Here is a 26,481-nt window from a genome sequence, read left to right as displayed (position 1 = left end):
TCGCGTGAAGAAAACGCGTTAAATCAGGAATCTAGAGCCCCGTTTCGATTTTATCGAAACGGAAAAGGCTATAGGTTCGTTGACCGCGCCTGGTCAGCGGCTTGTCTCGCTCTCTTTGGAAAGGTCGTCCAGCAACCGGTCCAGCGCCCGGTTGCCGGCATCGTGCGCTGCCCGATGGGAGCGATAGCCCGAGCCGGAAACCTTGACGCCCATGGCCTCGCGCCGGCGACGGATCTCCCAGCAGAAGGGATCGGTACCGTCACCGCGGCGACTCACCACAACATAATAAGTTCTGTTCCTGTTATCGGGATGCATGCTCAACCTGTCCGCCGATACTGCGGCGGTCGGCTCCCGATACGCGATCGCTACGAAGTCCAGGCAAGTGTCGATGGCTGTTCTGGTTGCTTGGGGGGCCGAACTGCGCCGGCCGCCCGCTTGTTTGTCGGATGCCGGCTTGCGATTATTTCATCGCCTCATAGACGGCGAAGGTATAGGCGCCTTCCGGCTTCTTGGTGATGACGGGATCCGATCCGCCGGACATCAGGGTCGCAACCGTACGGTCGTAATCCTTGACGTCGAGCTTGCCGTCGGCGGGACCGAGCAGCTTGGCGATTTCGCCCATCATCCGCTTCTGGTCCTTCTCGGTTTTCGCGCCCGTGGAGTCGCCGGCCAGGATGATCTTCACCGCTTCGTCCGAATGGGCCTTGGCGTATTCCCAGCCCTTCATCGAGGCCTTGACGAATTTCGCCATCTTGGTCACGAACGCCGGGTCCTTGAGATTCTTTTCCAGCACCCACAGACCGTCCTCCAGCGTGGCAACGCCCTCGTCCTCATATTTGAAGACCACCAGCTGGCTCGGCTTGAAGCCGCCATCGATGACCTGCCAATATTCGTTGTAGGTCATGGTCGAAACGCAATCGGCCTGCTTCTGCAGGATCGGATCGACGTTGAAGCCCTGCTTGATGATCTTGATGCCGCCCGGCGAGCTGTCGGTCTTGTAGCCGAGCTTCGACATCCAGGACAGGAACGGATACTCGTTGCCGCCGTACCAGATCCCGATGGTCTTGCCCTTGAAGTCGGCGGGTTTCTTGATGCCGGTGTCGGCCCGGCAGGTCAGCTCCAGGCCGGACTTCTTGAAGGTCTGCGAGATGTTGACCAGCGGCACGCCCTTCTCGCGCGACGCCAATGCCGACGGCATCCAGTCGACCACGACGTCGGCGCCGCCGCCGGCGATTACCTGCGGCGGCGCCACGTCCGGGCCGCCCGGCTTGATCGTGACGTCGAGGCCGGCGTCCTTGTAGAATCCCTTCTCCTTGGCCACGAAGTACCCGGCGAACTGGGCCTGCGCGACCCATTTCAGCTGGATGGTGACCGTGTCCGCCGCTTGCGCTGTCGCCAGCGACAAACCCATTGTCATGCCTGCTGCGATTGCCGCTATTCTCTTCATTCGATACTCCGAAGCTCGTTAGGACCCGCCGAGTCAGGTCCGATAGGATGGATGCCAGAAAGTGGTCGCGCGCTCGGCGAGCGCGACAAGTCCGTAGAAAGCCATTCCCGCGATCGCGGCGAGCGCGATTTCCGCCCACACCATGTCGAGCGCCATTCGTCCCGCTTCCGTGGAGATGCGAAAGCCGATGCCCTGCGTCGGCGTTCCAAAGAATTCGGCAACGATCGCACCGATCAGCGCCAGTGTGGCGTTGATCTTCAGCGCATTGAAAATGAACGGCAGCGCGGCGGGCAGATAGAGCTTTGCGAGGGTCTGGCGATGATCCGCGCCATAGGATCGCATCAGATCGCGTTCCATGTGCCCGGACGCGGAAAGGCCGGCGAGCGTGTTCACCAGCATCGGGAAGAACGTCACCAGCGCAACCACCGCGGCCTTCGACGGCCAGTCGAAACCGAACCACATCACCATGATCGGCGCCACGCCGACCAGCGGCAGTGCCGAAAAGAAATTGCCGAGCGGAAGCAGGCCGCGACCGAGAAAGGCAAAACGCTGCGCAACGATCGCAACCAGGAGCCCCGCGCCGCAGCCGATCACATATCCGATCAGCACGCCGCGAATGAAGGTCTGCACGAAGTCGCCGCCGAGCACGGCCAGCGACGACGCGAACCTCGCCGCCGCTGCGCTCGGCGCCGGCATGATCACCGGGGATACCCCGAAGCCGCGTACCCATACTTCCCAGAGATAAAACACCGCCGCGCCGAACAGCAGCGGAACCGCAAGATTGAGCGCGCGCCGCGCGCGCTCGTCGCGCGGACGCGCCGAGGCAAGTTGCATCACGCCGAGCGCGGCGGCGAGCCAGACCGCCAGCACCATGGCCCAGAAACCCGCGCCGGCCGAACCGCTGACGCTTGCGTCGCGCAGCAGGACAAGCGCGGTCACTGCGACGCAGAAAACGCCGGCGAAGCCGAAGGCGATGGAACGCGACCCACCTGCCCAGGCGGCAACGGCGAACAGCAGTGCCGCCGCAAGCGACAATGCCAGCAGCATCGGCCGCGCCGGCAAGGGGGCGGCCCCCAGCGTCGAGAGCGGCAACACCAGGGCAAGCAGCATGCCGGCCACGGCCAGGATATATCCCAATCTGAGCCGTCGCGGATTCATGGCCGCGTCCCCATTCGCCGCGCAACGATCCGTTCGGTCAGGCTCACCAGCCCGATCAGGCCGGAGGCCAGAATCGCCGATGCCAGCAGCGCCGACCAGATCTGGACGGTCTGGCCATAATAGGAGCCGGCCAGCAGCCGCGCGCCGATGCCGGCTTCGGCGCCGGTCGGCAATTCGGCGACGATGGCACCGATCAGCGAAATCGAGATCGCGACCTTGAGGCTGGCGAAGAGATAAGGGACAGCCGACGGCCAGCGCAGCTTGGATAGCACCTGCCTCGAGGTCGCCGACCAGGTCCGCATCAGATCAAGCTGCATCGGATCAGGCGCAGTAAAGCCCTTCACCATCCCGATCGTGATCGGGAAGAAGCACAGATAGGCCGAAATGATCGACTTCGGCAGCAGTCCCTGCAACCCCATCGCGCCGAGCACCACGACGAAGATCGGCGCCAGCGCCAGGATCGGCACCATCTGCGAGCAGATGATCCATGGCAGCAGGCTCTTCTCCAATACCCGGCTGTGCACGATCATCAGCGCGAGCGCGATGCCGAGCACCGCGCCGAGCATGAAGCCAAGCAGCGTCGCCGACAGCGTCACCATGGAATGATAGACGAGGCTGCGTGGCGCGGTGGGCGCATAGCCGAACACCGAATCGGCGAAGGCTGCGATCACCTGGTGCGGTGCCGGCAGCCGCGGCCGCTCGGCCGTCATCGTGCCCGCGATCAGGTCGGAGACGGTGTAAGGCGCCTCCTCCCGCTCAAAGCCGTCGCGCACCAGCGACAGGTTCATCAGCAATGCGGCGACGTACCAGATCGCGATCAGGGCCAGCACGATTGTGACGACGGGTGCGTAACGCTCGACCAGCGGATGGCGCCGCCATGCACCGGCACCCGAGACCGGGAGAGTGAGCGCGCTACTCGTCATAGCAATGTCCCGCCCGAAGGCCGACCCGGACACGCTGCGCGACCTTCAGAAACTCCGGCGTCTCGCGAATTTCCAGGGTGCGGTCGCGCGGAAAGTTGCAATCGATGACGTCGATGATCCGCCCCGGGCGCGGTGACATCACCACGATCCTGGTCGACAGGAACACCGCTTCGGGGATGGAATGGGTGACGAACAGCACCGTCTTGCCGGTCTTGTCCCACAATTGCAGCAATTGCTCGTTGAGGTGATCGCGGACGATTTCATCGAGCGCGCCGAACGGCTCGTCCATCAGCAACAGCGCCGGATCGAACGACAGGGCGCGCGCGATCGACACCCGCTGCTGCATGCCGCCGGACAATTGCCAGGGAAACTTCCGTTCGAAGCCGGTGAGATTGACCAGCGCCAGATAACGCGCCGCGCGCTGCTGCTGCTCGCTATCGGAAAATCCCATGATCTCCAGCGGCAGCTTCAGGTTCTTCTCGATCGTACGCCACGGGAACAAAGCGGGCGCCTGGAACACGTAGCCGTAGCGGCGCTCCAGCCGCGCCTGTTCCGCGCTCATGCCGTTGACCAGAAGCGCGCCCGATGTCGGCTGCTGCAGATCCGCGATCACCCGCAGCATCGTGGTCTTGCCGCAGCCGGACGGGCCGATGAAGGAAACGAATTCGCCGTCGGCGATCTGCAGGCTGACGTCGGACAGCGCGTCGACCTTGCCGTCGCCGGTCTCGAACGTCAGTGAAACATTGCGAACATCGACCGCCAGGCGTTGCGGCAGCGGCACTGGTTCAACCCTGGCATCGGCTTCGTTGCTCATGCGTACCGGCGCGATCGGCGCGACGAACGATTGTCGCCCGTCCATCCGCAGCGTAACGCGGGGATCACCTGGCTTCAATGAGTTCGGCATTTGCAACGCCATGCGCAAATAGTGACAAACGCCGCTGCGATTGGCGCGCTCAATGTTTGCGCATGCGGAGATTTTAATGGGCAGCGACAACCATCGGGGCCAAACATGCCCTTATCGGATTTTCAGATGGCCCGAAAACGGCTCGGTTTTTGACTTGCGCGAAGGGCCGCCGCATACTTTGCAGTGCGGTGAGAGAACCGCGTCTCCGTTGCTTTGCCCGCGAGCGCCATGAAGCCTGCCCCCTTCAAATATATCGCCGCCCATTCGATCGCGCAGGCGCTCGCGCTCAAGGCGGAACATGGCGACGACGCGAAATTTCTGGCCGGCGGACAGAGCCTGCTGCCGGCGATGAATTTCCGGCTGGCCCGGCCAGCGATCCTGATCGACATCAACGAGATCGGGGATCTCGCCGGTATCGGCGCCTCCACCGATACGGTTCGCCTTGGGCCGCTGACGCGCTACCGGGCGCTGCAGCGCGATGCGGGCTTCGCACGTGCGTTTCCGTTGATCGCCGAGGCCTTGCCGCATATCGCGCACCCGCAGATCCGAAATCGCGGCACGATCGGCGGCAATCTTTCGCACGCCGATCCGGCCTCCGAGCTTCCCGCGATCGCCGTGGCGCTCGGCGCCCGGTTCCGCGTTCAGACCGCAAAACAGGAACGGTGGATTGCCGCTTCCGATTTTTTCGTGGGCGCGCTGACGACCGATCTGGCGCCTGAGGAAATGCTTGTGGAAGTGGGGTTGCCGTTGTCGAAGCCGCGCACCGGGTCCTGCTTCATGGAGATCGCGCGCCGGCGCGGCGACTTTGCCATCGCCGGCGTCGCGGCGATGGTGACGCTCGGCAATGAAGACAAATGCAGCGAGGTTCGCCTGGCTTTTTGCGGCGTCGCCGAGACGCCGGTCAATGCCAGTTCGGCCGCCGATGTCCTGATCGGACACGCGGTAACCCCGCACGCACTCGAAGACGTCGCTGCATTGGTACAGGCCATGATCGATCCGGCCGGCAGCGTCCAGGCGACCGCGGATTATCAGCGCCACGTCGCGGGCGTTCTCGCCGAACGCGCGCTGCAGACGGCTTACCAGCGGGCATGCGATGGACATTGACCACCACGACATCACGCTGTCGGTGAATGGGGTGCGTTATACCCGCCGCGTCGAATCGCGCATGCTGCTCAGCGATTTCCTCCGCCACGAACTGGCGCTGGCCGGCACCCATGTCGGCTGCGAGCATGGCGTCTGTGGCGCCTGCACCGTGCTGCTGGATGGCGAGCCCATTCGTTCCTGCCTGATGCTGGCCGTACAGGCCAAGGGCCACGAGATTTCGACCATCGAAGGCCTGGCGGGCAAGGATGGCGAATTCCACCCGTTGCAGCAGGCGATGCACGACCATCACGGCCTGCAATGCGGCTACTGCACGCCCGGCATTCTCATGACCATGACGGCCTTTCTCGATGAAAACACCTCACCCAGCGAAGACGAGGTGCGCGAGGCGCTGTCGGGCAATCTGTGCCGCTGTACCGGCTACCAGAACATCGTCGATGCGGTGATGACGGCCGCGATGCGGATGCGGGGCTGACTGCCATGTCCACCCGCACCTTCGGCGAACCGATCAGGCGCAACGAGGACCGCCGGCTTCTCACCGGCCAGGCCCTGTTCATCGATGACGTCGAACTGCCGGGCATGCTGCACGCCGCGTTCCTGCGCAGCCAGGTGGCGCATGCACGGATCCTGAAGATCAATGTTTCGAAGGCGCTGCAGCGTCCCGGCGTCGTTGCCGCCTATGTCGCCGGCGACCTCGGCGCCTACTGGCAACCCGGTCCGATCCTGGTGCCGCCGCCCCCGATCGACGGCATCGTCTTCCACGAGCGCACCCAGGTCCCGCTGGCGAAAGACAAGGTTCGCCACGTCGGCGAACCGCTGGTGATCGTGATCGCGGAAAGCCGCTACATCGCCGAGGACGCGCTCGACGACATCGATGTCGAACTCGAACAGCTTCCGGCAGTGGTCGATCTGGAACAAGGCTTAAGCGCCGGATCGGCGCTGGTGCATGACGATGTCGGCTCCAACGTGTCGGCGCATGTCCGCCAGGCCAGGGGCAATTATGCCGCGGCCGCCGCCAAGGCCGATTGCATCATCAGGCGCCGTTTCTGGTACGAGCACGGCATTTCCTCGCCGATCGAAACCCGCGGCGTGGTCGCGCAATGGGATGGCCGCGCCAACCAGATGACGATCTGGGACACTACCCAGGCGCCGGTGTTCGTCCGCAACGGTCTCGCCGGCATGCTCGGCCTCAACGAGCGACAGGTTCGCGTCATCGCGCCCTTCGTCGGCGGCGGTTTCGGACCGAAGATCATGATGTTCTACCCCGAGGAGGTGCTGCTTCCCTGGGTGTCGATGAAACTGAACCGGCCGATCAAATGGATCGAGGACCGGCTGGAGCATTTCTTCGCCACCACCCACGAGCGCGGGCAGATCCACGACGCCGAGATCGCGCTTTCCAGGGACGGAAAGATCCTCGGCATCAAGGACGTGTTCCTGCACGACGGCGGCGCCTACGATCCCTATGGGCTGACAGTGCCGATCAACAGCCAGTGCACCCTGCTCGGCCCCTATGTCGTGCCGAACTACGACAGCACGTTCACGCAGGTGTTCACCAATTTGCCGATCGTCACGCCCTATCGCGGCGCCGGACGCCAGCACGGCGTGTTCGTGATGGAGCGCCTGCTCGATTTCGCCGCGCATGAACTGAACATCGATCCTGCCGAAATCCGGCGGCGGAATCTGATTCCGCCCGATGCGTTCCCCTACAGCAATGACATCATCTACCAGGATTTCGAGGTGCTCGAATACGACAGCGGCAATTACGAGCCGGTGCTCGACATGGCACTGGACGCGATCGGCTACGGGACTTTCAAGGACGAACAGGCGGCGGCGCGGCTGCAAGGCCGCCATCTCGGCATCGGCGTCGCCTGCTATGTCGAAGGCACCGGCATCGGCCCCTATGAAGGGGCAAAGGTCCAGGTGCAATCCAACGGCAAGGTCAGCGTCGCCACCGGGATCGGCACCCAGGGCCAGGGACACTTCACGGTGTTTGCCCAGATCGCCGCCGACCAGCTTGGGGTCGAGGTCGCCGATGTCGACGTCGTCACCGGCGATACCGACCAGTTCTATTGGGGCGCCGGCACCTTTGCCAGCCGCGGCGCCGTAGTCGCGGGCAACGCCGTCAACGAAGCTGCAAAAGTGGTGCGCAAGAAGGCCTTGAAACTCGCCAGCGATCTCTTTGAATGCGCCGAGGATGACCTCGTGCTCGAGGACGGCAAGGTTTCCATCGTCGGGGTCCCCGGCAAATTCGTCAAACTCGGCGATCTCGCCAACCAGGCCAATCCGATGCGCGGCGCGGTCGAGCCGGGCACCGAGCCCGGCCTCGAATCGACCCAGTATTTCGGCCCCAAGATGGGCGCGACGGCCAATGGCGTCCACGCCATGATCGTCGAGATGGATCCGCGCACCTTCGACCTGAAAATCCTGAAATATGTCGTGGTGCATGACTGCGGCACCGTGATCAACCCGATGATCCTGGCCGGACAAATTCACGGCGGCGTCGCGCAGGGTATCGGCAACGCGTTCTACGAGAAACTGGTGTTCGACGACCAGGGGCAACTGCTCAACGCCTCGCTCGCCGACTACTTGCTGCCGACGGCGATGGAAGTGCCGCGCATGGAGCTCGGCCACACCGTAACAAAGTCGCCGCTCAACCCGATGGGCATCAAGGGCGCCGGCGAAGCCGGAGCCATTCCCGGCGGCCCGCTGTTCGCGCAGGCGATCGAAGACGCGCTCGACCTGAAAGCCCGCGGCGTGGAGCTTTTGGAGATTCCGCTCAGTCCGAGCCGGCTGTTCGAGCTCACAAAGAATGCGAAGCGCTAGGTACGCGTCGGGATATTGCGCATGATCCTGGTCACCGGCGCGGGCGGCAAGACCGGAAAGGCCGTCGTCAAGGCGCTGGGCGCGCGCGGCGCGCCGGTGCGTGCCTTTGTCCGGAGCCTGGCGCATGGAGCCGATCTGAACACCATGGGCGCTTCCGAGATCGTCGCGGGCGAGATGGACGATCCGGATGCGCTCTTGCGGGCGGTGCGGGGAGCGGAAGCGATCTATCACATCTGTGCCAACGTCAGTCCGCACGAAATCGCTTTTGCCAAGGCGCTCATTACCGCCGCGACCAACGCGGGCGTCCCGCGTCTGGTCTATCACTCCGTGCTGCATCCGCAGATCGAGGCGATGCCGCATCACTGGAACAAGCTGCGGGTCGAGGAGATGCTGCTCAGCTCCGGGTTGGACATCACCATTCTGCAGCCGACCGCCTATATGCAGAACAGCTTGGCCGAATGGGACCGAATGGTCGTCCGCGGCATCTACCGCGTGCCCTACCCGGTCGAAACGCGGCTAAGCCTTGTCGATCTCGACGATGTTGCCGAAGCCGCCGCAATCGTACTGACCAATCGCGGCCACTCCAGCGCCACCTACGAACTGGCGGGAACGCCGCCGCTCAGCCAGATCGAGATCGCCGAGACCTTCGGCCGGGCGCTGAACAAGGCCGTTCGCGCCGAAGCCGAGGGCGTCGAGACCTGGGACAAGCGCGCACGCTGCATGGGTATCGCGGATTATCAGCGCGAGACACTGATAAAAATGTTTCGCGCCTATGCGCGCAACGGCCTCAGGGGTAATCCCAATGTGCTCGGCTGGCTGCTCGGGCGCCCGCCGACCTCGCTCGCGGCCTTTGCTTCGCGCACGGCCTCAACTCAGGCGTGAGGCGGCCAGCCGATCGGGTGGGCCTGCTGCACGACCTTCATCACCGACAGGATCATTGGCTCCTCGAAGCGCGGACCGACGATCTGGATTCCGACCGGCAACCCGTCGCTGGTCTGGCCGGCCGGTACGCTGCCGCCGGGCAGACTCATCAGGGTGATCAGGAACGAGCCGGCGATCCAATCGGTGTAATTTTCCAGCTTCTTGCCGTTGATCAGCGTCGGAAAATTCATCTCCACCGGGAATTGCTTGACCGGCGATTGCGGCGTGATCAGGAGGTCGTAGTGCTCGAAGAATCTTGCAAAACGCTGAAATAGCTGAGCGCGCTTCTGTTCGGACGCGGCAAAATCCAGCGGGCCAACCTTCAGCCCCGCCTTGACGTTGCCTTTAAGATTGACGCCGAACTCCTCCAGATGATCGAGATTGGCGAATTGCTGCCCGACCATCCAAAGCCCGCGCCAGGCCTGATAGGGCGACTTGCCGTCGGAGATATCGAACGCGATCTCCTCCACCACGGCGCCGGCGTCGCGCAGCGACAGCGCGGTCGCGCGGCAGATCGCATCGATTTCCGGCTCGACGCCGATACCGGCGATGTCGGAGACGTAGGCGATACGCAGGCCCGTTGTGTCCTTCGCATCAGCTACAATGGCCCGCGCGCTAACCCAGGGCGGCGCGACCGAGATCGGCGATATCCGGCCAAAGCCAGCGATCGCGTCCAGCATCAGCGCGGCGTCTTCGGCGGTGCGCGCCAGCGGTCCGTTGACCTGACCGGGGTCCCAGGCAAGCGGCATCGGCCAGTTCGGCGTCAACCCGGGCGTCGGGCGTATGCCGACGATGCCGCAAAACGAGGCCGGCATCCGGATCGAGCAGCCGAAATCGGTGCCCTGCGCCAAAGGCGCCATGCCGGTCGCAACCGCCACCGCCGATCCGCCGGAAGAACCCGACGGGCTCAGCGCCGGATTCCAGGGATTGCGGGTCACGCCGAACACGTCGTTGAAGGTATTGGCGCCGGCGGCGAATTCAGGCGTGTTGGTCTTGCCCAGCACGATGGCGCCGGCCGCCTTCAGGCGCCGCACCACTTCGGCGTCCTCGCTCGGCACGTTATCCTTGAACAGCGGCGAACCGTAGGTGGTGCGGATACCCGCGGTCGGCGTCACATCCTTGATGACGACAGGTAATCCATGCAACGCGCCGAGCTTGTCGCCGCGCATCACCGCAGCCTCGGCGTCCCGGGCCGACGCGCGCGCGGCATCGGCGACCAGCGTGACGATGGCGTTGAGTTTCGGGTTGACGCGCGCGATGGTGGCCAGATGCGCGTCCAGCACCTCGACCGGGCTGACGGCCATGGTCGCGATCAAGGATGCCAGTTCGACGGCCGTCTTGCGGCTTAGATTTTCGGTCATATCGAATTTCCGTTATTTGCCAGCCCAGTGCACGAAGCGACGCTCGATCGTGAGGAACAGGAGATTGAGACCATAGCCGAGCGCGCCCGCGGCGAAGATCGCAGCATACATGTCGGGCATGTCGAACAATTGCTGCGCCTCGAACACGCGCTGGCCGAGCCCGTCGGTCGAACCGATAAACATCTCTGCCACGACCACGATCACCAGCGCCAACGATACGCCGTTGCGCAAGCCCACAAACGTCTGCGGCAATGATTCCAGCAGCATCACGTCCCAGAGCACCCTGAGGCGCGAGGCGCCCATCACCCTTGCTGCCAGAATGCGCGTCTTGCGCGCGTTCATCACGCCATAGGCAACGTTGAACAGGATTACCAGCGCGGCGCCGAACGCGGCCACCGAAATCTTGGTGCGGTCGCCGACGCCAAACAGCACCAGGAACAACGGAAACATCGCGGACGCTGGCGTGGAGCGGAAGAAGTCGATCAGGAACTCGACCGAGCGATAGACCTTTTCCGAAGAGCCCAGCAGGATGCCGAGCGGGATCGCGAGCACCGCCGCGATCGCCGTCGAATAGATCGTGCGCTCGACCGTCTTGAGGAAATCGACGCCGAGCTTGCCGCTGGTCATCCCGATCCACATCGCGCGGAAGGTCGAGATCGGCGACGGCAGCAGGACCGGATCGACCAGGCGCGCCCAGACCGTCAGCGACCACACCGCCAGCAGCACGGCGACGCCCACGAAAGGAAGCAGGACCTGCAGACGTTTCATCGCGCGCTCATCCCCTGCGAACCTCGCGCTGGAACACTTCGAGGCAATGCGCCTTGGTGCTGATGAAGTCGGACTCCGACATCGTCTTGAGCGTGCGCGGACGCGCCGCGTCGTAATGAACGAATTCGACCGCGCGCGCCGGATGCCGCGACAGCAGCAGGATGCGATCCGACAGATACACCGCCTCTTCCAGATCGTGCGACACCAGCACCGTGGTCGTCGCGGTCTCCATGAAGACGCGCTGCAGCTGCTCGCGCATGAACAGCGTCATTTCATAATCCAGCGCCGAGAACGGCTCATCGAGGAACAGGATTTCCGGCTCGACGATCAGTGCCCGCATGATGGAGACCAGTTGTTGCTGACCGCCGGACATCTGGTAGGGATAGAGAGAGAGGTCGATCCTGACATTCAGGTTGGCGACGAGTTTTTCCACGCGGGCGGTGCGATCAGCTCTCCGCACGCCCATGACCTTGAGGGGATAGGCGATATTGTCGAATGCGCGCAGCCAGGGAAACATCGCTTCGCGGTAGTTCTGGAACACGTAGCCGAACTTGATGCTGGAGAGCGGCTGGCCGTCGAACAGGATCTCGCCGGCATCGACCGGGAACAGTCCCGCGATCATGTTGATCAGCGTGCTCTTGCCGCAGCCATTGGGGCCGAACACCGACATCAGCTTGCCGCGCGGAATATCGAAATCGAAATTGTCGTAGATGATGGCGTCGGAAAACCGTTTTGTGAGGCCGCGAATGGTGACGTGAGGCGCGGTGCGCGATGATGGATCGGCGACCTTGCCCGCCGGTTCGCCTCGCGCAGCTAATTGGGCTCCGGCCACGGGCGCCTCAGAACTTCTGCAGGACTTTGGTGACGTCGAGCTTCTCGGGAACGACCCCGATCGAATTGCCAAAATCGGCCAGCTTCTGCAGGTCGCCGATCTGCTTGGCACTCATGTCGCCGGCCATGACATAGCCCAGCATCGACACCATATCGACGACGTTATCGGGCGTGAACGTATTCCCCGCGAGATATTTGCGCGCTTCGTCGGGATTTTTGTTGATGAAGTCGATGGCCCTGCCCCATGCCGTGGCGAAGCGTCTTGCGACGTCCGGCCGCTTGGCAATGAAATCGCCGGTCATGGCGCAGCCCGCCGCATAGGCGTCGGCCTCTTCATCGCCAAGGATATATTTGGAGATCACGCCGGCTTCGAGCGAGCGCGCGACACCGGCCTTGATCATCATCGAGGCGTTGGGCTCGAGCGTATAGCCGCCGTCGAACGTGCGGGCGGTCATCGCATTGATGTGCTGGCCCATGTCGAGCTGGTCGATGGTGTAGTCGCCGTCCTTCAGGCCGTTTTTGGCCAGGATGGCCTTGGCGGTGTTGAGATTGGCCGGACCGGGCGCCGACATCAATTTGGCGCCCTTGAGGTCGGCGATCGTCTCGGCCTTGAAGCCGTTGCGGACCACGAATTGCTCCATCTTCCAGACCTTGGTCTGGCTGTTCAGCGCGATATACATCGCGACACCCGGCTTCTTTACATTGGCATTCAGCCCCTCGAGCGTGACGAGAACGGCCGAGACCTCGATCTGGTTGGTCATCATCGCCGCGACGTTCGGCGGACCACCCATCAGTTTGGTCATTTCCGGCTCGATGTTCTGCTCCTTGAAGAAGCCGCGTTCGAGCGCGACGAAATAGGGCAGCGAGGAACTCACGGGAAATACGCCCACCGCGACCTTGTCCTGCGCGGCCGCGCGGCCCGGCGCGGCTGCCCCCAGGGCCAGCACCGCAAAGGCGCAGATCGTCAGTTTCAGCGATGTCACGCCGCACTCCTGCCATTCAATTGTATCAGCGCCTTTCGGCCAAGCGGCTCGGCAAGACGCCTACTTTTTAAGCAAGGAACGTGCCGGTTCTGCGCGTCGTCCTACTCGTCCAGTTCGACGATCGCGATGACGGGACCGCCGCCATGCGGACCCTGATGCATCGCATCCACCGACACGAACACGGCGGGATCGCCGATCGCCATTGCCGCCACGCCGCCCACCGCCGCCTTGGAATGGCGGTGATGATGGACGTCGGAATCGTCGAGCATGATCTGCCGCCGGCCGCGCAGCGTGCCCCTGCGGTCGGCTTCGCATTTCATGAAGCAATTGACGACGCGACCCTTGAGGTCTTCCGATCGTGGACGTTCCGGCAGTTCGAGGCCGGCATCGCGGATCGCATCGTAGATGCCGTCAATGTCGAGCGCGTCGCGCATCACCGAATGGCCGATGCGGTAACGGCCACCGGCGCCGGCCTTGTTGCCAAGCAGCACGATCTGCGCCTGGGTCAACTCCACGCCCGACGAACAGGACGCCACCGAGGAATAGAGATCGAGGTCCTTGCAGATCTGCTCGGCCTTCGGCATCGGCACTTCGCCGAGCGCAACCGCGATGCCGAGCGCGGTGGTGCCGTTGGAGACACCCATGGAGTCATGGACCTCGCAGGCCAGCGTCTGGTGGCGGGATTCCGCATCGCGCACGGAATCGATGGTCAGAAGCGGCGTCTTGGTCTGGACGTAGTGCACGTCCTTCGGGTCCGATATTCCGGCATCCTTCATCGCCGCCTTGACGGCGTCCGCGACCTTCTGGACCATCGCCGGACGGCCGATGTCCTCGGGCAGCAGTTCCGCGCTCAGCGCCGTACCGATCACGAGACGCGATTTGTCCGCGGGGCCGGCTTTGCCGTTGCGCGCGAAAATCGTGGCATGCGGCGTGATGACGCCGTCGCAGCCGCCGGACCACACCATCGGCACATCGTGAATCTGTGCCTCGTTGCGCGTGCCGCGCTTGAGCAGCGCCCTGCGAAAGGCCTGGTCGGCCAGAATGCGGGTGAAATCGTTGACGCCGCCATTGCCCTCGGTCTTGCCGATCACCGCAATGACCTCGTCGGCGCCAAACTTGCCGGCCGCGATCAATCCTTCGAGGCCGCTCGCATCCTGAACGGTTTTTAGTTCGACTTTTGCAACTTCAATCGCCATCGGTTGAAAACTTTCTCGCTTGTCCCGGGTTCATCGCATTCGCGGCCGGTGCTCGCCGCGCAGCATCTTTTCATAGCCCTCGCCGCGGTCAATCATCGGCAACGGGCTAATTTGCAACTTTCCCAGTTCGGCCCGGCGCAGCAGGGTCGCGGCCTCGTCGATAACGTATTGGTCCGCGACGCCGGCATCCCCAAATACGACCCCATAATCCGTTTCCGCGCTTGCAACAGAAACCCGGCCTTCAACCACGTCGCGCAATATCAGTTCCAACTCGCGCTGCAGCGGATCGCCCCAGCCGCCGCCACCGGTGGTGACGACGCGGACCACCTGCCCCTTCAGCACGGGCTCGCCATCGACAAGGCCGCCGAGATCGTAACCCTCGCCCTCGGCATCCACCGTGACACAGAACGGCTGGCCGGCCTTGCCGCCGTTCAGGCCGTAGCAACCCAGCCGCACCCGGTCGGCGGTGACGATGGTGCGGCAATCGACCAGCGCGCGATAGTGCTTTTCATAGCCCTGCCCGCCGCGGCGCAGACCGGCGCCGCCGGAATCGGTGCGCAGCGCCAGCTTCTCGACCAGAAGCGGAAACCGCGTCTCGGTAAATTCCGCCGGCTGGTTGCGCGAGTCCGGCACGATGTGGATCGCGTCATTGCCGTCGGCGTAATAGCGCCCGCCGGAGCCGCCGCCGAGCACCTCGCGCGACAGGAACGGCTTGCCGTCGAGACCGGTGCCGAAGAAGCCAGTATAGCGGATGGTCTCCTGATCCGCGGGCATGCGCCCGTCGACGGCTTGGGCGACCACGCCCGCCAGGAGGCCAAGACAGCGCAACAGGACAAAGGATCGCGCATTGGTCGCGGCCGGCCATTCCGGCGTGATCAGCGTGCCTTTTGGGGGAAAGATCACCTCGAACACGTCGCACACGCCTTCATTGACATGGATCTCCGCGGCGCGTTCGGGCGTATCGGCGAGATTGCGCAGGATCGGCGCGATCCATTTGATCAGGAACGCGCCGTCGGCGTAGTCCGCCGGCCAGTTGATCGGACCGGTCGATTGCGGATCGGTGCCGTTGAAGTCGAGCGTGATCTTGCCGTCCTTCTTGGTCATCTTCAGCGCGATCTTGTGCAGCTTGGGATCGGTGATGCCGTCGTGCTCGACGTAATCCTCCCAGGCATATTCGCCGTCGGCGATTTTTGCCAACAGCTCGTTGCGGTAGATATCGCGGCACTTTTCCAGGATCGCCTGGAAGCAGGCCTCGACCTGCTCCCGGCCGAACCGTTCGAACAGCCCACCCATCCGCCGCGCGCCCATCAGGCAGGCCTGGATCTCGCTGTCGAGATCGGCCGACAGCATCTCCGGCACGCGCGTGTTGCGGCGAACGATGCTGAAGACGGCGTCGTTCCGCACGCCTTCGCTGTAGATCTTCACCGGCGGAATCGCGATGCCTTCCTCGAACACGGTGGCCGCCGTGCCCGGCATCGAGCCGGGCACCCGGCCGCCGACATCGTCATGATGACCGAAGGCCTGGATATAGGCGACGACTTCGCCCTGGTGAAACACCGGCACCGTGCTGCAGAGATCCGGCAGATGCCCGATCGAGCCTTCGGTCAGATAGGTATCGTTCATCAGGAACACGTCGCCGGGCTTCATGGTGTCGGGCGGGAAATCGCGCACCACGGCGTTCGGCATCGCCGAATACGAACGTCCGGTCAGCTTGCGGCAATAGCGGTCGAACAGCCCGACGCGGAAATCATGGGCTTCGCGGATCATCGGCGAGCGCGCCGTGCGCTCGATGGCGTATTCGATCTCCGCCTCAATCGAGTTCAGCGTGCCTTCGACGATCTGCAGCACGATCGGATCGACCGCTACCGCCTGGCGCAGCGGCGCGGTCGGCCAGGGATGCGCGGGGGAGTGAATGTTCATCGCGACATCTCCTGCGAGGCGGCCGGGCGGATGACAAGAATGCCGTGCGGGTCGACCTCGACAACTTGGCCGGGAAACACGACGGTGGTCGAGCCGAACTCCTCGACGATAACAGGCCCGTTGACGCGGCCCCCGGACGGCAGCGCCGCACGGTCGAACACCGGCGTCTCCTGAAACGCGGTGCCGAGATAGACGGCTCTCTTGCCTTTCGGCTCCGGCCGGCCAGAGCGCATCGCGAGCTTCGGCAATTGCGGCCGCTCGATCAGGCCGAAACCGGAGACGCACAGATTGACCAGTTCGATCTTCTGCTTGCCCGCGTAGTTATAGCCGAAGGTCTTCAGATGCGCGGCATTGAAGGCGCCGATCAGCCCGGAGAGGAACTTTTCATCCACCGAGCCTCCGGGCGCCGTGACGCGGACCTCCATCGACTGGCCGGCGTAGCGAATATCCGCCTCGCGGACCAGCCGGATGCGCGAGGCCTCGATGCCGTCGCGCTCCAGCGTCGTCACCGCCTCGCGCTCCAGCGCGGCATAGCGCGCGGCGATCTCGGCAAGATCGATCGTCTCCTCCTGCATCACCTTGGTGACGATGTGATCGGTGCGCCAGTCCACCGCCAGCAGGCCGAATGCCGAGAGATTGCCGGGATTCGGCGGCACGATGCAGGCCTTCATGCCGAGCAGATCCATCACCGCGGCGGATTGGGCGGGGCCGGCGCCGCCGAACGACAACAGCGCAAAGGCGCGCGGATCGATGCCGCGCTGGATCGTCATCTGCCGGATCGCATTGGCCTGGTTCCAGTTGGCGATCTCGATGATGCCGCTGGCAAGCTGCTCGACGCTCATCTTTCCCGGCAGCTTTGCCGCCAGCGCCGCGATGCCACCGCGCGCCCGTTCGACATCCAGGGCAATGCCGCCACCGATCAGCGCCGGCGGAATCCGCCCCAGCACCAGATTGGCGTCGGTGATGGTCGGCTCAGTGCCGCCGTTCGGATAGCACATCGGCCCGGGCTCGGCGCCGGCGCTACGCGGCCCGACCTTGAGATGACCTTCCCGGCTGATCCAGGCGATCGAACCGCCGCCGGTGCCGATGGTCTCGATGTCGATCATCGGGATCCGCACCGGAAACGGCCCGACCGATCCGCCATTGGTGACCTGCGGCTTGCCGCCTTCGATCAGGCAGAGGTCGGTCGAGGTGCCGCCGGCGTCCAGCGTCACCAGATCCGGGAAACCCGCGATCTCGGCAATCACCGCGCTGCCGAGCGCACCGGCCGCCGGACCCGAGAGCGCCGTGGTGATCGGCTTGCGCACCACCTGATCGGCGCTCGCGACGCCGCCGGACGATTGCATCACCAGAAACGGCTTGTCCTGCAGGCCGAGGCCGAGTTCCTGGTGCACCCGCTTGAGATAGCGTTCCATATGCGGCTTGACGAAGGCGTCCACCAGCGTCGTCACCGCCCGCTCATATTCGCGATATTCCGGCAACACCACGCAGGACAACGACAAGGTGGCTTGCGGATATTCCTGCGCCACGATTTCGGCGGCACGGCGCTCATGCGCGTCGTTGGCGTAGGAATGCAACAGGCAGATGCCGATGGCGCGAATGCCGTGGATACGAAAATAACGCGCGGCTTCGCGCACGCTGGCCTCATCGAGCGGGCGCAATTCATGACCGTGAAAATCCAGCCGGCCGCCGACCTCGCGGACGAATTGCAGGGGAACGATCCGGTCGGGCTTCACCCAGAAATAGGAATTGCCATACCCTTCCGGCACCGATTGCCGCGCGATCTCGAGAATGTGCCGGAAACCGGTGTTGACGATCAGGCCGAGCGAATTGATCTCGCCCTGCAGCAGCGCGTTGGTGGCAACCGTGGTGCCGTGGGCAAGGCCCGCGACCTGGTCGGTGGTCGCGCCGGCGTTGGCGAGAATCTCGTTCACGCCGCGTAGAAGGCCGATGGCCGGGTTGGCCGGCGTGCTCGCCACCTTGGTAACCTGCGTGGCGCCGGACACGATATCGACCGAGACGATATCGGTAAACGTTCCGCCGGTATCGATGCCGATGCGAAGCCGCGCGGCGGCGGATTGACCAGACATGCTTCGCATTACTCCAGCGGATCAGGGGTCATCGAGGAGCGTGCAGAATGGGTCAACCTGTTCCGCCAAGTCAAAAGCCGAATATCGATAGGGGTATCGGAAAATCCGATCCAGCCAACCCGCGTCAGAATGCCTATGCTTTCAGCATATGTTGCAAGTTCAGCAACGCCGATTCCTTGCGTCGCGACATCGGTTCGCGGCGGCGAAACAGGCTGAAAACGACGTTGCGGGCCGGCGCGATGGACAGTGCCTTCAATAATCCCAGCGTGACTTCATTTTCCGCACAGGCCCGCGGCACGATGGCGATGCCGCCCTCGGATTGCACGATCATCTTGATGGTCTCGATATTGTCGACGACCGCCAGAATATTGGGCCTGATGCCGAGATCGGTGAATAGCGACAGCACTACCTGGCCGTAGCCCACCGTCAACTCGCTCATGACGATGGGGTCTGCGACCAGGCGGCCGATATCGACCGGCTGCTTCGATCGCGCCAGCGCGTGCTTGGGATGGGTGATCAACACCATCTCGGCGTCGATCAGGCGCTCGAACACCAGTCCGGCCGGCAGCCGCTCGGGATCCGACTCGATCGCGATCCCCACGTCGAGCCGCTCTTCGTGCAGCTCGTTGAAGATATTCTTGGTCGGCGCCGTCAGGATTTCCAGCCGCACGCCGGGTAGATTATTCCTGAGATCGGCGAACATGCGCGGAATGAAGATCTGCGCCATGCCCGATCCCATGCCGAGCTTCAGCGTGTCTTGCGGTGCGCCGCGCAGCCGCCGGGCAGTGTCCGACAGGCTGAGCAGATCGCCCATCACCCGTTCGGATTCGTACAGGAAGGTGCGGCCGCGGTCGGTGGCCTCGATGCCGCGCGAGGTCCGTCGAAACAGCTCGAAGCCGATTTCCTCTTCGAGCAGCTTGACCTGTTCGCTGACGGCCGACTGCGAGATATTCAGCCGCTTCGCCGCCTTGGTAAAGCTGCGCTCCTTGTAGACCGAAAGCGCATAGCGCAATTGGCGAAAATCCAAATTCAAAAATCCTTATCTGGCCGGCGCCGCCTGAATATCAAAATAGCGGTGCGTCTCCAGCCTGGTTTCGGCGATCAGTTTGCCCTTGCGGATCACCCAGCGGCGCGGCGCCCTGGTGGCGAATGCCTCGCGCGCGTCGCGGGCATCCAGCACCACCAGATCCGCCACGCCACCTGGCGCCACGCGAAAATCCGGAACGCGCAATGCCCTTGCGCCGTTGCCGGTGACCATGTCCATCACGGTGAGAATCTCTCCCGGCTGGCTCATCTGCGATGCGTGGCACAGCAGGAACGCGATTTCGAGCGGATCGTTCTGGCCAAAGGGATAGAAGGTGTCATGCACGCAATCCTGCCCGCAGGCGACGTTGACGCCCGCGGCCAGCAATTCCTTGACCTGCGTCACGCCCCTACGTTTGGGAAAATCGTCGAGGCGGCCCTGCAGCATCAGGTTGGTGGCCGGGTTGGCGATCATGTTGACATTGGCTTCGCGGAGACGATCGATGACGTGATCGGCATAGTTCCTGGGATAGCTCGCCAGCGCGCAGGTGTGGCCGGCGGTGACCCGGCCCTGCCAGCCGTTCTTGATGGTCAATTCGGCCAGCACTTCGAGTGTTCGCGCCATCGGATCGTCGGTCTCATCGACGTGCATGTCGATGTCGGCGTCGAACTCCTTGGCGATGTCGAAGGCGATTTCGATATGGCGGCGGCTGTCTTCCGGTGAATTTTCGTTGAAGGGCATACCGCCGACGACGTCGACACCGGCTTTCATGACCTCGCGCATCAAGGCTTCCGTGCCGGGGGATTTGACGATGCCTTCCTGCGGAAACGCGACGATCTGGATATCCATCAGGTCGCGAAAGCGCTCACGGGCGCGGATCAGTCCTTCGGCCGGGCGCGTGCCTCCGATCGGATCGACGTCGACATGGGTGCGCAGCCTCGTGACGCCGTGGCCCAGGGCCTGCGCGAGCACGCGCGAGGCGCGATCGGCAATTTCCTCCACCGTGTAATTGCGCTTGATCTCCCAGAGAATTTCAATCGCTTCGGTGAGCGTGCCCGAGACATTGACCGGCGCGCGCTCCGATATCAGCGCCTTGTCCAGATGAATATGCGGCTCGACAAATCCGGGAACGGCCATGCGCCCCTCCGCGTCGAGCGTGAGGGCGGCATTCGCGGCAGCGCCAGCCTGACCGAGGCTGACGAAACGGCCGCCGGCGATTCCGAGATCGCACAGGACTTCATGGCCCCACACGGCAACATTCTTGACGAGAATATCCAGTTTCATCGAGAGACTCCGTGCCGCGCACGGCGCCAATGTAGCCGAACAGTTCGCGTTGGGAACCGTCGTGGCGGATCGAACCGTTGCCTAAACAGGCGGCACGTGTCTCGAGCAGCCCACGCCTCCGCTCTAATCGGCTGATAACAAAAGCCTTTTTCACTCTCTTCTGTGGCATACAAGTTGCCTGTATATCGGCGATGCAGCCACCTCCCGCCCAGCTCGGCGTTCGCAACGTCCGAAAATCTTTTGCCGGCAAAGCCGGCGAGGTCCGCGTGCTCGACGACCTCTCCTTTGCCATCAACGAGCGCGACTTCGTCAGCATCATCGGCCCGTCGGGCTGCGGCAAGACCACGATCTTCAACATCATCGCCGGCCTGCTCGAGCCCGATTCCGGTTCGCTGCATTATCGCGGCGAGGAGATCGAAAGCCTGCGCGGCCGCGTCGGCTACATGATGCAGAAGGACCTGCTGTTTCCCTGGCGCACCGTGCTCGGAAACGTGCTGCTGGGCCTGGAGACCCGCGGCGTCGATCGCATCGAGGCCGAAGGCAAGGCGCGCGAATATCTCAGGGGATTTGGTCTCGCCGGCTTCGAGAACGCCTATCCGAAAACCCTGTCCGGCGGCATGCGCCAGCGCGTGGCCCTGATCCGCACCCTCATCATGGATCCGGATATCCTGCTGCTCGATGAGCCGTTTTCCGCGCTGGACTACCAGACGCGCCTCTATCTCGAGGGCGTGCTGAAGGACGCGGTGGAGACCTATCACAAGACCGTCATCCTGGTAACGCACGACATCGACGAGGCGGTCGCGCTGTCGAAGCGCGTCGTCGTGCTCTCAGGACGTCCCGCTCGCGTCAAGATCGTGCATGACATCGAAATCGACGCCCACTCGCCGATCGCCGCGCGCAGCGATAGCCGGTTCTCGGGCTATTTCCATGCGCTCTGCGCCGAACTCGACATCCAGACCGAGAAAACAGCGTGACCCTCACCATGCCCGGCGCGGCTCCCCTCGCGAAGCGCAAGGCGCGCCGCCGCCGGCGTTCCCTGAGCTTCGATACCCCGCTGCGCCGCGCGATACTGCAGGCATTGGCCGTCGTGCTGTTCTTCGCGTTTTGGGAGACCGGCGTCCGCATGGGCTGGATTTCCGCCTTTCTGGTGGGATCGCCGGCCGGTATCTTCAGTTTTGCCGCCAAGATGATCGCGAGCGGCGAGCTGTTGTCGGACACCTGGTACACGCTATTCGAGGCCATTCTGGGCTTCGTCATCGGCACCATCTTTGGCTCATTGCTCGGGCTGGCGCTATGGTACTCGGTGTTCGTGGCACGGCTGGTCGAGCCGTTCATCGTCGCCATCAACAGCGTGCCGAAGATCGCGCTGGCGCCGATCGTGGTGCTCTGGTTCGGCACCGGGCTGGTATCGAAGGTCGCCTTGTCGGTATCGCTGACTGCGATCGTGGCGCTGATCGCCGCCTACCAGGCCGCAAAAGACGCCGATGTCGACCTGCAGTCGCTCTTGATCTCGATGGGCGCGAACAAGCACCAGGTCTTCTTCAAGGCGGTGGTGCCGTCGACCTTGCCGTCGATCATCGCCACCTTCCGGATCAATATCGGCTTCGGACTGGTCGGCGCCGTGGTCGGCGAATTCATCTCGTCGCAGCGCGGGCTCGGCCACCTGATCTACACGGCTTCAAGCCTGTACGACCTCAACACCGTCTGGGTCGGCCTGTTCACGCTGATGATCATGGGATTCGCTCTCTATTACGTGATCGACATCATCGAGCGAACCATTCTGCCCTGGAAACAGTCGAACACCACCCATCAGGTACAGGTTTAAGGCCCCAATGCCGAACACACGGAGACATCACATGCCGTTGCTTACGCGTATCGCCCGTGCCACCGCGCTGATCACTATCCTGCTCGCTACGCCGGCGCTCGCGGACAACAAGAAGGTCACGCTGTCGCAGGCGTTCCAGTCGATGCTGTATCTGCCGCTCTATGTCGCGATCGACGAGGGGTTCTTCACCCAGCAGGGCCTCGATCTCACCAAGGAAACCGCCGGCGCACCGACGGTCGCGCTCTCGGCCGTGATTTCCGGCAGCGCGCAGTTTTCGATCCACGGACCCGAATGGACCGCGATCGCGGCGTCGAAGGGAGCCCCGGTCAACATCATCGCCAATGTCGTCAATGGCGCAGCGGTCTGGATCGCGACCGCGCCGGATTTCAAATTCGACGGCGTCAAGGACGTCAAGGGCCAGAAAGTCGTCACCGGCCTGATGCCGACCACCAGCACCTCGCTGTTCATGAAGCTGCTCAAGGAAAACGGCATGGATGCCAAGACCGACGTCGACATGATCCAGGTCGCGATCGGTTCGGAACCCGGCCCCTTCGTCGCCAAGCAGGCCGACATCGCCGTGATGTACGAACCCGGCCTCGACCAGGCCGTCGCCAAGGGCATGAAGGTGGTTCTCGGATTTCCGAAGCTGTACGGCGCCTACGCCTTCTCCGCCGTGACCGCGCGCAACGATGTCGATCCCGACACCGCACAGCGCGTGGTGAACGGCATGGAAATGGCCATGCGCTTCATGACCAGGAACGAAGCGAAAACCGTCGAAATCGCCAAGAAGGAATTTCCGACACTCGATCCGGCCGTGGTCGAAGCCGCGGTGAAGCGCATGCTCGCGGACGGCGTCTATCCTCCGAGCGTGGACATCACGGCGGACGCGCTGAAAGTGTCGATGGATACCCAGATCGCGCTCGGCAACCTCGCCGCCCAGCCGGACTACAAGACCTTCGTCGTCAAGAAATTCATCGAACCGGCGCTGGCGATGAAATAGAGCCGGGTACACTGGCGCGAGCTCGGCTTCCATGCGACTTTCCGTCTTGGGCTTGTTTGTGTTCGAGCTGTTTGTCCTGGATTTGCCGGCATGACCGATCCGACTGCGCGCTCCGCACCGCCTTCCGGCGCGGGAGTCCTCGAACTTCTGAGGCGCTTCAAGCGCGATTCCACGCTGGCGGATCAATACGCCACGACCTGTCTTGAACAGGCCGAGGCCGCCGAGCACAGGCTGAGGGCGTTCGAATATCTCCCCCGCGACGTTGCGCGCCGGCCGGGGCCGCTGTCGGGCATTCCCGTCGCGATCAAGGATATCATCGCGACCTCGGACATGCCGACCACCAACGGCTCGCCGATCTACCGCAATCACGTTCCCGAGCGCGATGCCTGGGTGGTCGAGCGGCTGCGCAATCTCGGCGCCACGATCTTCGGCAAGACGGTTTCGACGGAGTTCGCGTGGCGGCATCCGGGGCCGACGGTCAATCCGTGGAACCCTGCGCACACGCCGGGCGGCTCGTCGTCGGGCTCGGCGGCGGCGGTGGCGGCCGGCATCGTTCCGCTAGCGCTGGGCACGCAGACGCTCGGCTCCGTGATCCGGCCGGCGGCGTTCAATGGCGTCGTCGGTTTCAAGCCGAGTTTCGGCGCGATCCCCCGCACGGGGGTGCATCCCCTCAGTCCTTCGCTCGATCACGTCGGCCTGTTCGCGCGACGGGTCGACGATGTCGCTTTTGCGCTGTCGCTGCTGGCCGGTTCTGACGACAGTGACCCGCATGGCCGGCCGCTTCCCGATTTTGAGATCGATGCCATGCAAGGCGTGCAGCCGCTGCAGAGGCCTCGCCTCGGCATCGTGCGTTTTGAAAAATGGTCGAGGACGGAACCCGAACAGCAGCAGCTGTTCGAGGCGGCGATTGCAAAGTCGCGCGACGCCGGCGCCGTATTGGAAGAGCTTGAGCTCGGTGAACTCGACCGCGCCAACTGGCATGCGATCAACACCATCCTTGCCAGCGAGGCCGCGCTGATCTTCGAGGGCCTGGTCGAACGCTTTCCCGACCGCAGCAGCGATCACCTGAAATCGCTGGTTCAGACCGGAAAGACCCATACCGCACTGGAATATCTTGCCGCCAAGGCGCAGCAGGAGAAACTGCGCTCGGCGTTTACCACCGAGATCTCCGGCTTCGATGCCATCGTGACCCTGCCGGCCTTTGGCGAAGCGCCGGAAGGCCTGGGCTTCACCGGCAACGCGGAATTCTGTGCGCCGTGGACCTTGCTCGGCGTACCCGCCGTGACGCTCCCAGCCGGATTTGGAAAACGCGGCCTGCCCCTCGGCCTCCAGATCGCCGGCGCCTACCGGCAGGACCACCGCACACTTCGCGCGGCGAAATGGATGGAGAGTGTTTTGGCATTTGATCCCGGCATTCCCGGCATCTAAGCAGCCAGGGGCCGCTTGTCGGTCGGGATGGGGGCTGCCGGAAAGTCTACGGCTCCACCGGCGGAACAATCAGCCATAATTCACCGCGCCGGCAACGCGCACATGTCGAGGAACTTGCTCAGCTTTGGCATGGCCAAACCAGCTTCTCCAGCCACACGGTCAACTACACGCTGACCGGCGAGCGTCTCGATATCCAGCTCAGCGGCACGATCCTTCCCGGTCACGAACAGAGCTGGGACCGCGTCATGATCGAAACCGCCCTGCCTTAAACACCTTCGCGTTCGTCAGGTTGCTCGTTTCCGAAAAGCGGAACGAAGCGGAACTGGCACCGGTATCCGTCGCGCAGAGCTGGATCATGACCGCGGTCTAGATCGGATAACGCAAGACGGCAGCGAGTGACTTACCTTCGGGGATGTCGATTTTGCGAACACCGAGGACGCGGCCACCTGCGTGGATGACCCGCCGCGCGATTTCGTCGACCACGCCATAGCTGCCAGCGCTCGGTCCGTCGGCAAACGTCACGCTGCCATCTACGTCTGACACCTTTCCGGGAATGACTTCATCAATGTCGACCAGCAACGTTTCGATGGCCCCATAGGTGGCCGCGCGAGCCGCCTGGGCGATATCGGTGGTCGCGCGACCCTGGTTCTCGCGGGCCTCGAAGCGGCTGGCGAAGGCCGCGATCTCGTCACGATAGAGGTCATCAAGCACTGCGCGGGCACGCGCCGCAAGTTCAGCTTCAGTGAGCGCGTCAGGGCTGGCGTCGATCCCCGTCAATGCCAGATGCGCATAGGTATTTATGGATCGATAGATCGACGCGAGAGGCTGAAGCGCGGCCAGCACCAGCGGGATATCGATGCCGGCAAGCAGTGCGCGCAGTGAACTATCCACCTGTCGTGCGAACTGGCGCAACCTCACCTTCTGGCCTTCGGCCCCCTGGATGCGACCGCTCGGAGATCGATCGTTCAGGGTCGAACGGCCCACTGCGCTGGCAGCCCCCTTCGGCATGCCCTCGACCTTGACAAGTGTCGCAGGCAAATCAGCGGACACCTCGATCACACGGACCATCGCTTCCGACAACGCCAGCACATAACAGGTGTGGGGAAACGTGACAGCCCGCAGCAGCGGTTTCAAAAAGAAGCGATCGGACACCTCGACGACGGGCTCCAGCGCGTTGGGAAGACGAAACGTCTGAACATTGTCGGGCGTGGCCAGCACAGCGAGGCTGCGCGCCTGGAACCGCCAGAACTCGTCATCGTCGATAAGGTCGTCCAGATGTTCGGCCAATGCAGCAACGCGGCGCTTGTCGGTACCCGCCGCTTCGAGCTGATGGATGCCCTGCTTTGCCAGATTCTTCAGCTCGATCCGATCGCCTGCGGTCTCCTGCGTCACTGGCGAGGTTCGCAGATAGATCGACAGGCAGATGTCGTCGCGGTGGGAGATCAGTGATTTCAGATCGGCGGTAGTCGGAATGTCGACATAGAGCATGACAAA

23 protein-coding genes are annotated in these 26,481 nt (G+C 63.4%); 8 read left to right on the top strand and 15 right to left on the bottom strand.

Annotation, left to right across the window (positions count from 1 at the left end):
• Nucleotides 1-93: 93 nt before the first annotated feature.
• From B5525_RS45355 to B5525_RS16410, 5 genes are all read right to left on the bottom strand, one after another.
• Nucleotides 94-315 (bottom strand): hypothetical protein, encoded by a 222-nt coding sequence (locus B5525_RS45355; protein ID WP_172899897.1) that lies wholly within the window; start codon nt 313-315, stop codon nt 94-96.
• A gap of 145 nt (nt 316-460) precedes the next feature.
• Nucleotides 461-1,447 carry an ABC transporter substrate-binding protein gene (locus B5525_RS16425; RefSeq protein WP_079566940.1) on the bottom strand — a complete coding sequence of 329 codons (987 nt, stop codon included), beginning with the start codon at nt 1,445-1,447 and terminating at the stop codon, nt 461-463.
• Between the two features lie 33 nt (nt 1,448-1,480).
• A complete protein-coding gene (locus B5525_RS16420; protein WP_079566939.1) occupies nt 1,481-2,605 on the bottom strand; it encodes an ABC transporter permease in 1,125 nt (374 codons plus the stop codon).
• Complete coding sequence (locus B5525_RS16415; protein WP_079566938.1) at nt 2,602-3,528, bottom strand: ABC transporter permease; 927 nt, start codon at nt 3,526-3,528, stop codon at nt 2,602-2,604. The genes B5525_RS16420 and B5525_RS16415 overlap by 4 nt, the downstream gene beginning before the upstream one ends.
• Nucleotides 3,518-4,342, bottom strand: coding sequence for an ABC transporter ATP-binding protein (locus B5525_RS16410; protein ID WP_154073842.1), 825 nt, complete (start codon nt 4,340-4,342; stop codon nt 3,518-3,520). Before B5525_RS16410 ends, B5525_RS16415 begins: the two co-directional genes overlap by 11 nt.
• A 318-nt stretch (nt 4,343-4,660) precedes the next feature.
• Here B5525_RS16410 and B5525_RS16405 point away from each other — a divergent pair, with 318 nt between their 5' ends.
• Genes B5525_RS16405 through B5525_RS16390 form a run of 4 tightly spaced genes read left to right on the top strand, consistent with a single transcriptional unit; the run spans nt 4,661 to nt 9,238 of the window.
• Nucleotides 4,661-5,536 carry an FAD binding domain-containing protein gene (locus B5525_RS16405; protein ID WP_079566936.1) on the top strand — a complete coding sequence of 292 codons (876 nt, stop codon included), beginning with the start codon at nt 4,661-4,663 and terminating at the stop codon, nt 5,534-5,536.
• Nucleotides 5,526-6,008 (top strand): (2Fe-2S)-binding protein, encoded by a 483-nt coding sequence (locus B5525_RS16400; RefSeq protein ID WP_079566935.1) that lies wholly within the window; start codon nt 5,526-5,528, stop codon nt 6,006-6,008. The genes B5525_RS16405 and B5525_RS16400 overlap by 11 nt, the downstream gene beginning before the upstream one ends.
• 5 nt (nt 6,009-6,013) lie before the next feature.
• Nucleotides 6,014-8,356, top strand: coding sequence for a xanthine dehydrogenase family protein molybdopterin-binding subunit (locus tag B5525_RS16395; RefSeq protein ID WP_079566934.1), 2,343 nt, complete (start codon nt 6,014-6,016; stop codon nt 8,354-8,356).
• 21 nt (nt 8,357-8,377) lie between these two features.
• Nucleotides 8,378-9,238 (top strand): SDR family oxidoreductase, encoded by an 861-nt coding sequence (locus tag B5525_RS16390; protein WP_079566933.1) that lies wholly within the window; start codon nt 8,378-8,380, stop codon nt 9,236-9,238.
• On the opposite strand, the gene B5525_RS16385 is transcribed toward B5525_RS16390, so the two are convergent.
• The 9 genes from B5525_RS16385 to B5525_RS16345 form a co-directional block, all read right to left on the bottom strand.
• Entirely contained in the window at nt 9,229-10,638 is a 1,410-nt protein-coding gene (locus tag B5525_RS16385) for an amidase (protein ID WP_079566932.1), read from the bottom strand. The genes B5525_RS16390 and B5525_RS16385 overlap by 10 nt on opposite strands.
• Nucleotides 10,639-10,650: 12 nt before the next feature.
• Nucleotides 10,651-11,406, bottom strand: a complete 756-nt coding sequence (locus B5525_RS16380) for an ABC transporter permease (RefSeq protein WP_079566931.1) — start codon at nt 11,404-11,406, stop codon at nt 10,651-10,653.
• A 7-nt stretch (nt 11,407-11,413) separates the two neighbouring features.
• Entirely contained in the window at nt 11,414-12,238 is an 825-nt protein-coding gene (locus B5525_RS16375; RefSeq protein ID WP_079566930.1) for an ABC transporter ATP-binding protein, read from the bottom strand.
• A 7-nt stretch (nt 12,239-12,245) separates the two neighbouring features.
• Complete coding sequence (locus B5525_RS16370; protein ID WP_172899896.1) at nt 12,246-13,220, bottom strand: ABC transporter substrate-binding protein; 975 nt, start codon at nt 13,218-13,220, stop codon at nt 12,246-12,248.
• A gap of 101 nt (nt 13,221-13,321) precedes the next feature.
• Nucleotides 13,322-14,416: a ring-opening amidohydrolase gene (locus B5525_RS16365; protein ID WP_079566928.1), complete on the bottom strand. Its 1,095-nt coding sequence runs from the start codon at nt 14,414-14,416 to the stop codon at nt 13,322-13,324.
• Between the two features lie 30 nt (nt 14,417-14,446).
• A complete protein-coding gene (locus B5525_RS16360; protein WP_079566927.1) occupies nt 14,447-16,336 on the bottom strand; it encodes a hydantoinase B/oxoprolinase family protein in 1,890 nt (629 codons plus the stop codon).
• Nucleotides 16,333-18,426, bottom strand: a complete 2,094-nt coding sequence (locus B5525_RS16355) for a hydantoinase/oxoprolinase family protein (protein WP_079566926.1) — start codon at nt 18,424-18,426, stop codon at nt 16,333-16,335. Before B5525_RS16355 ends, B5525_RS16360 begins: the two co-directional genes overlap by 4 nt.
• A 133-nt stretch (nt 18,427-18,559) precedes the next feature.
• Nucleotides 18,560-19,453 carry a LysR family transcriptional regulator gene (locus B5525_RS16350; protein WP_172899895.1) on the bottom strand — a complete coding sequence of 298 codons (894 nt, stop codon included), beginning with the start codon at nt 19,451-19,453 and terminating at the stop codon, nt 18,560-18,562.
• A 12-nt stretch (nt 19,454-19,465) separates the two neighbouring features.
• Nucleotides 19,466-20,734, bottom strand: coding sequence for an amidohydrolase family protein (locus B5525_RS16345; protein ID WP_079566924.1), 1,269 nt, complete (start codon nt 20,732-20,734; stop codon nt 19,466-19,468).
• A 191-nt stretch (nt 20,735-20,925) separates the two neighbouring features.
• Between B5525_RS16345 and B5525_RS16340 the strand changes: the two genes are divergently transcribed.
• The 4 genes from B5525_RS16340 (at nt 20,926) to B5525_RS16325 (ending at nt 24,987) form a co-directional block, all read left to right on the top strand.
• Nucleotides 20,926-21,708, top strand: coding sequence for an ABC transporter ATP-binding protein (locus B5525_RS16340; RefSeq protein WP_079566923.1), 783 nt, complete (start codon nt 20,926-20,928; stop codon nt 21,706-21,708).
• Entirely contained in the window at nt 21,705-22,559 is an 855-nt protein-coding gene (locus tag B5525_RS16335; protein WP_244567921.1) for an ABC transporter permease, read from the top strand. The genes B5525_RS16340 and B5525_RS16335 overlap by 4 nt, the downstream gene beginning before the upstream one ends.
• Before the next feature lie 31 nt (nt 22,560-22,590).
• Entirely contained in the window at nt 22,591-23,559 is a 969-nt protein-coding gene (locus tag B5525_RS16330; RefSeq protein ID WP_079566921.1) for an ABC transporter substrate-binding protein, read from the top strand.
• Between the two features lie 90 nt (nt 23,560-23,649).
• Nucleotides 23,650-24,987, top strand: coding sequence for an amidase (locus tag B5525_RS16325; RefSeq protein ID WP_079566920.1), 1,338 nt, complete (start codon nt 23,650-23,652; stop codon nt 24,985-24,987).
• Between the two features lie 366 nt (nt 24,988-25,353).
• Here the strand turns inward: B5525_RS16325 and B5525_RS16320 are convergent, their stop codons facing one another.
• Nucleotides 25,354-26,475, bottom strand: a complete 1,122-nt coding sequence (locus B5525_RS16320) for a hypothetical protein (protein ID WP_079566919.1) — start codon at nt 26,473-26,475, stop codon at nt 25,354-25,356.
• Nucleotides 26,476-26,481: the final 6 nt, after the last annotated feature.

Source organism: Bradyrhizobium erythrophlei, from assembly GCF_900129505.1.
In the GTDB taxonomy this organism is placed as follows: Bacteria; Pseudomonadota; Alphaproteobacteria; order Rhizobiales; family Xanthobacteraceae; genus Bradyrhizobium; species Bradyrhizobium erythrophlei_D.
This window is presented reverse-complemented; position numbering and strand designations above follow the sequence as displayed.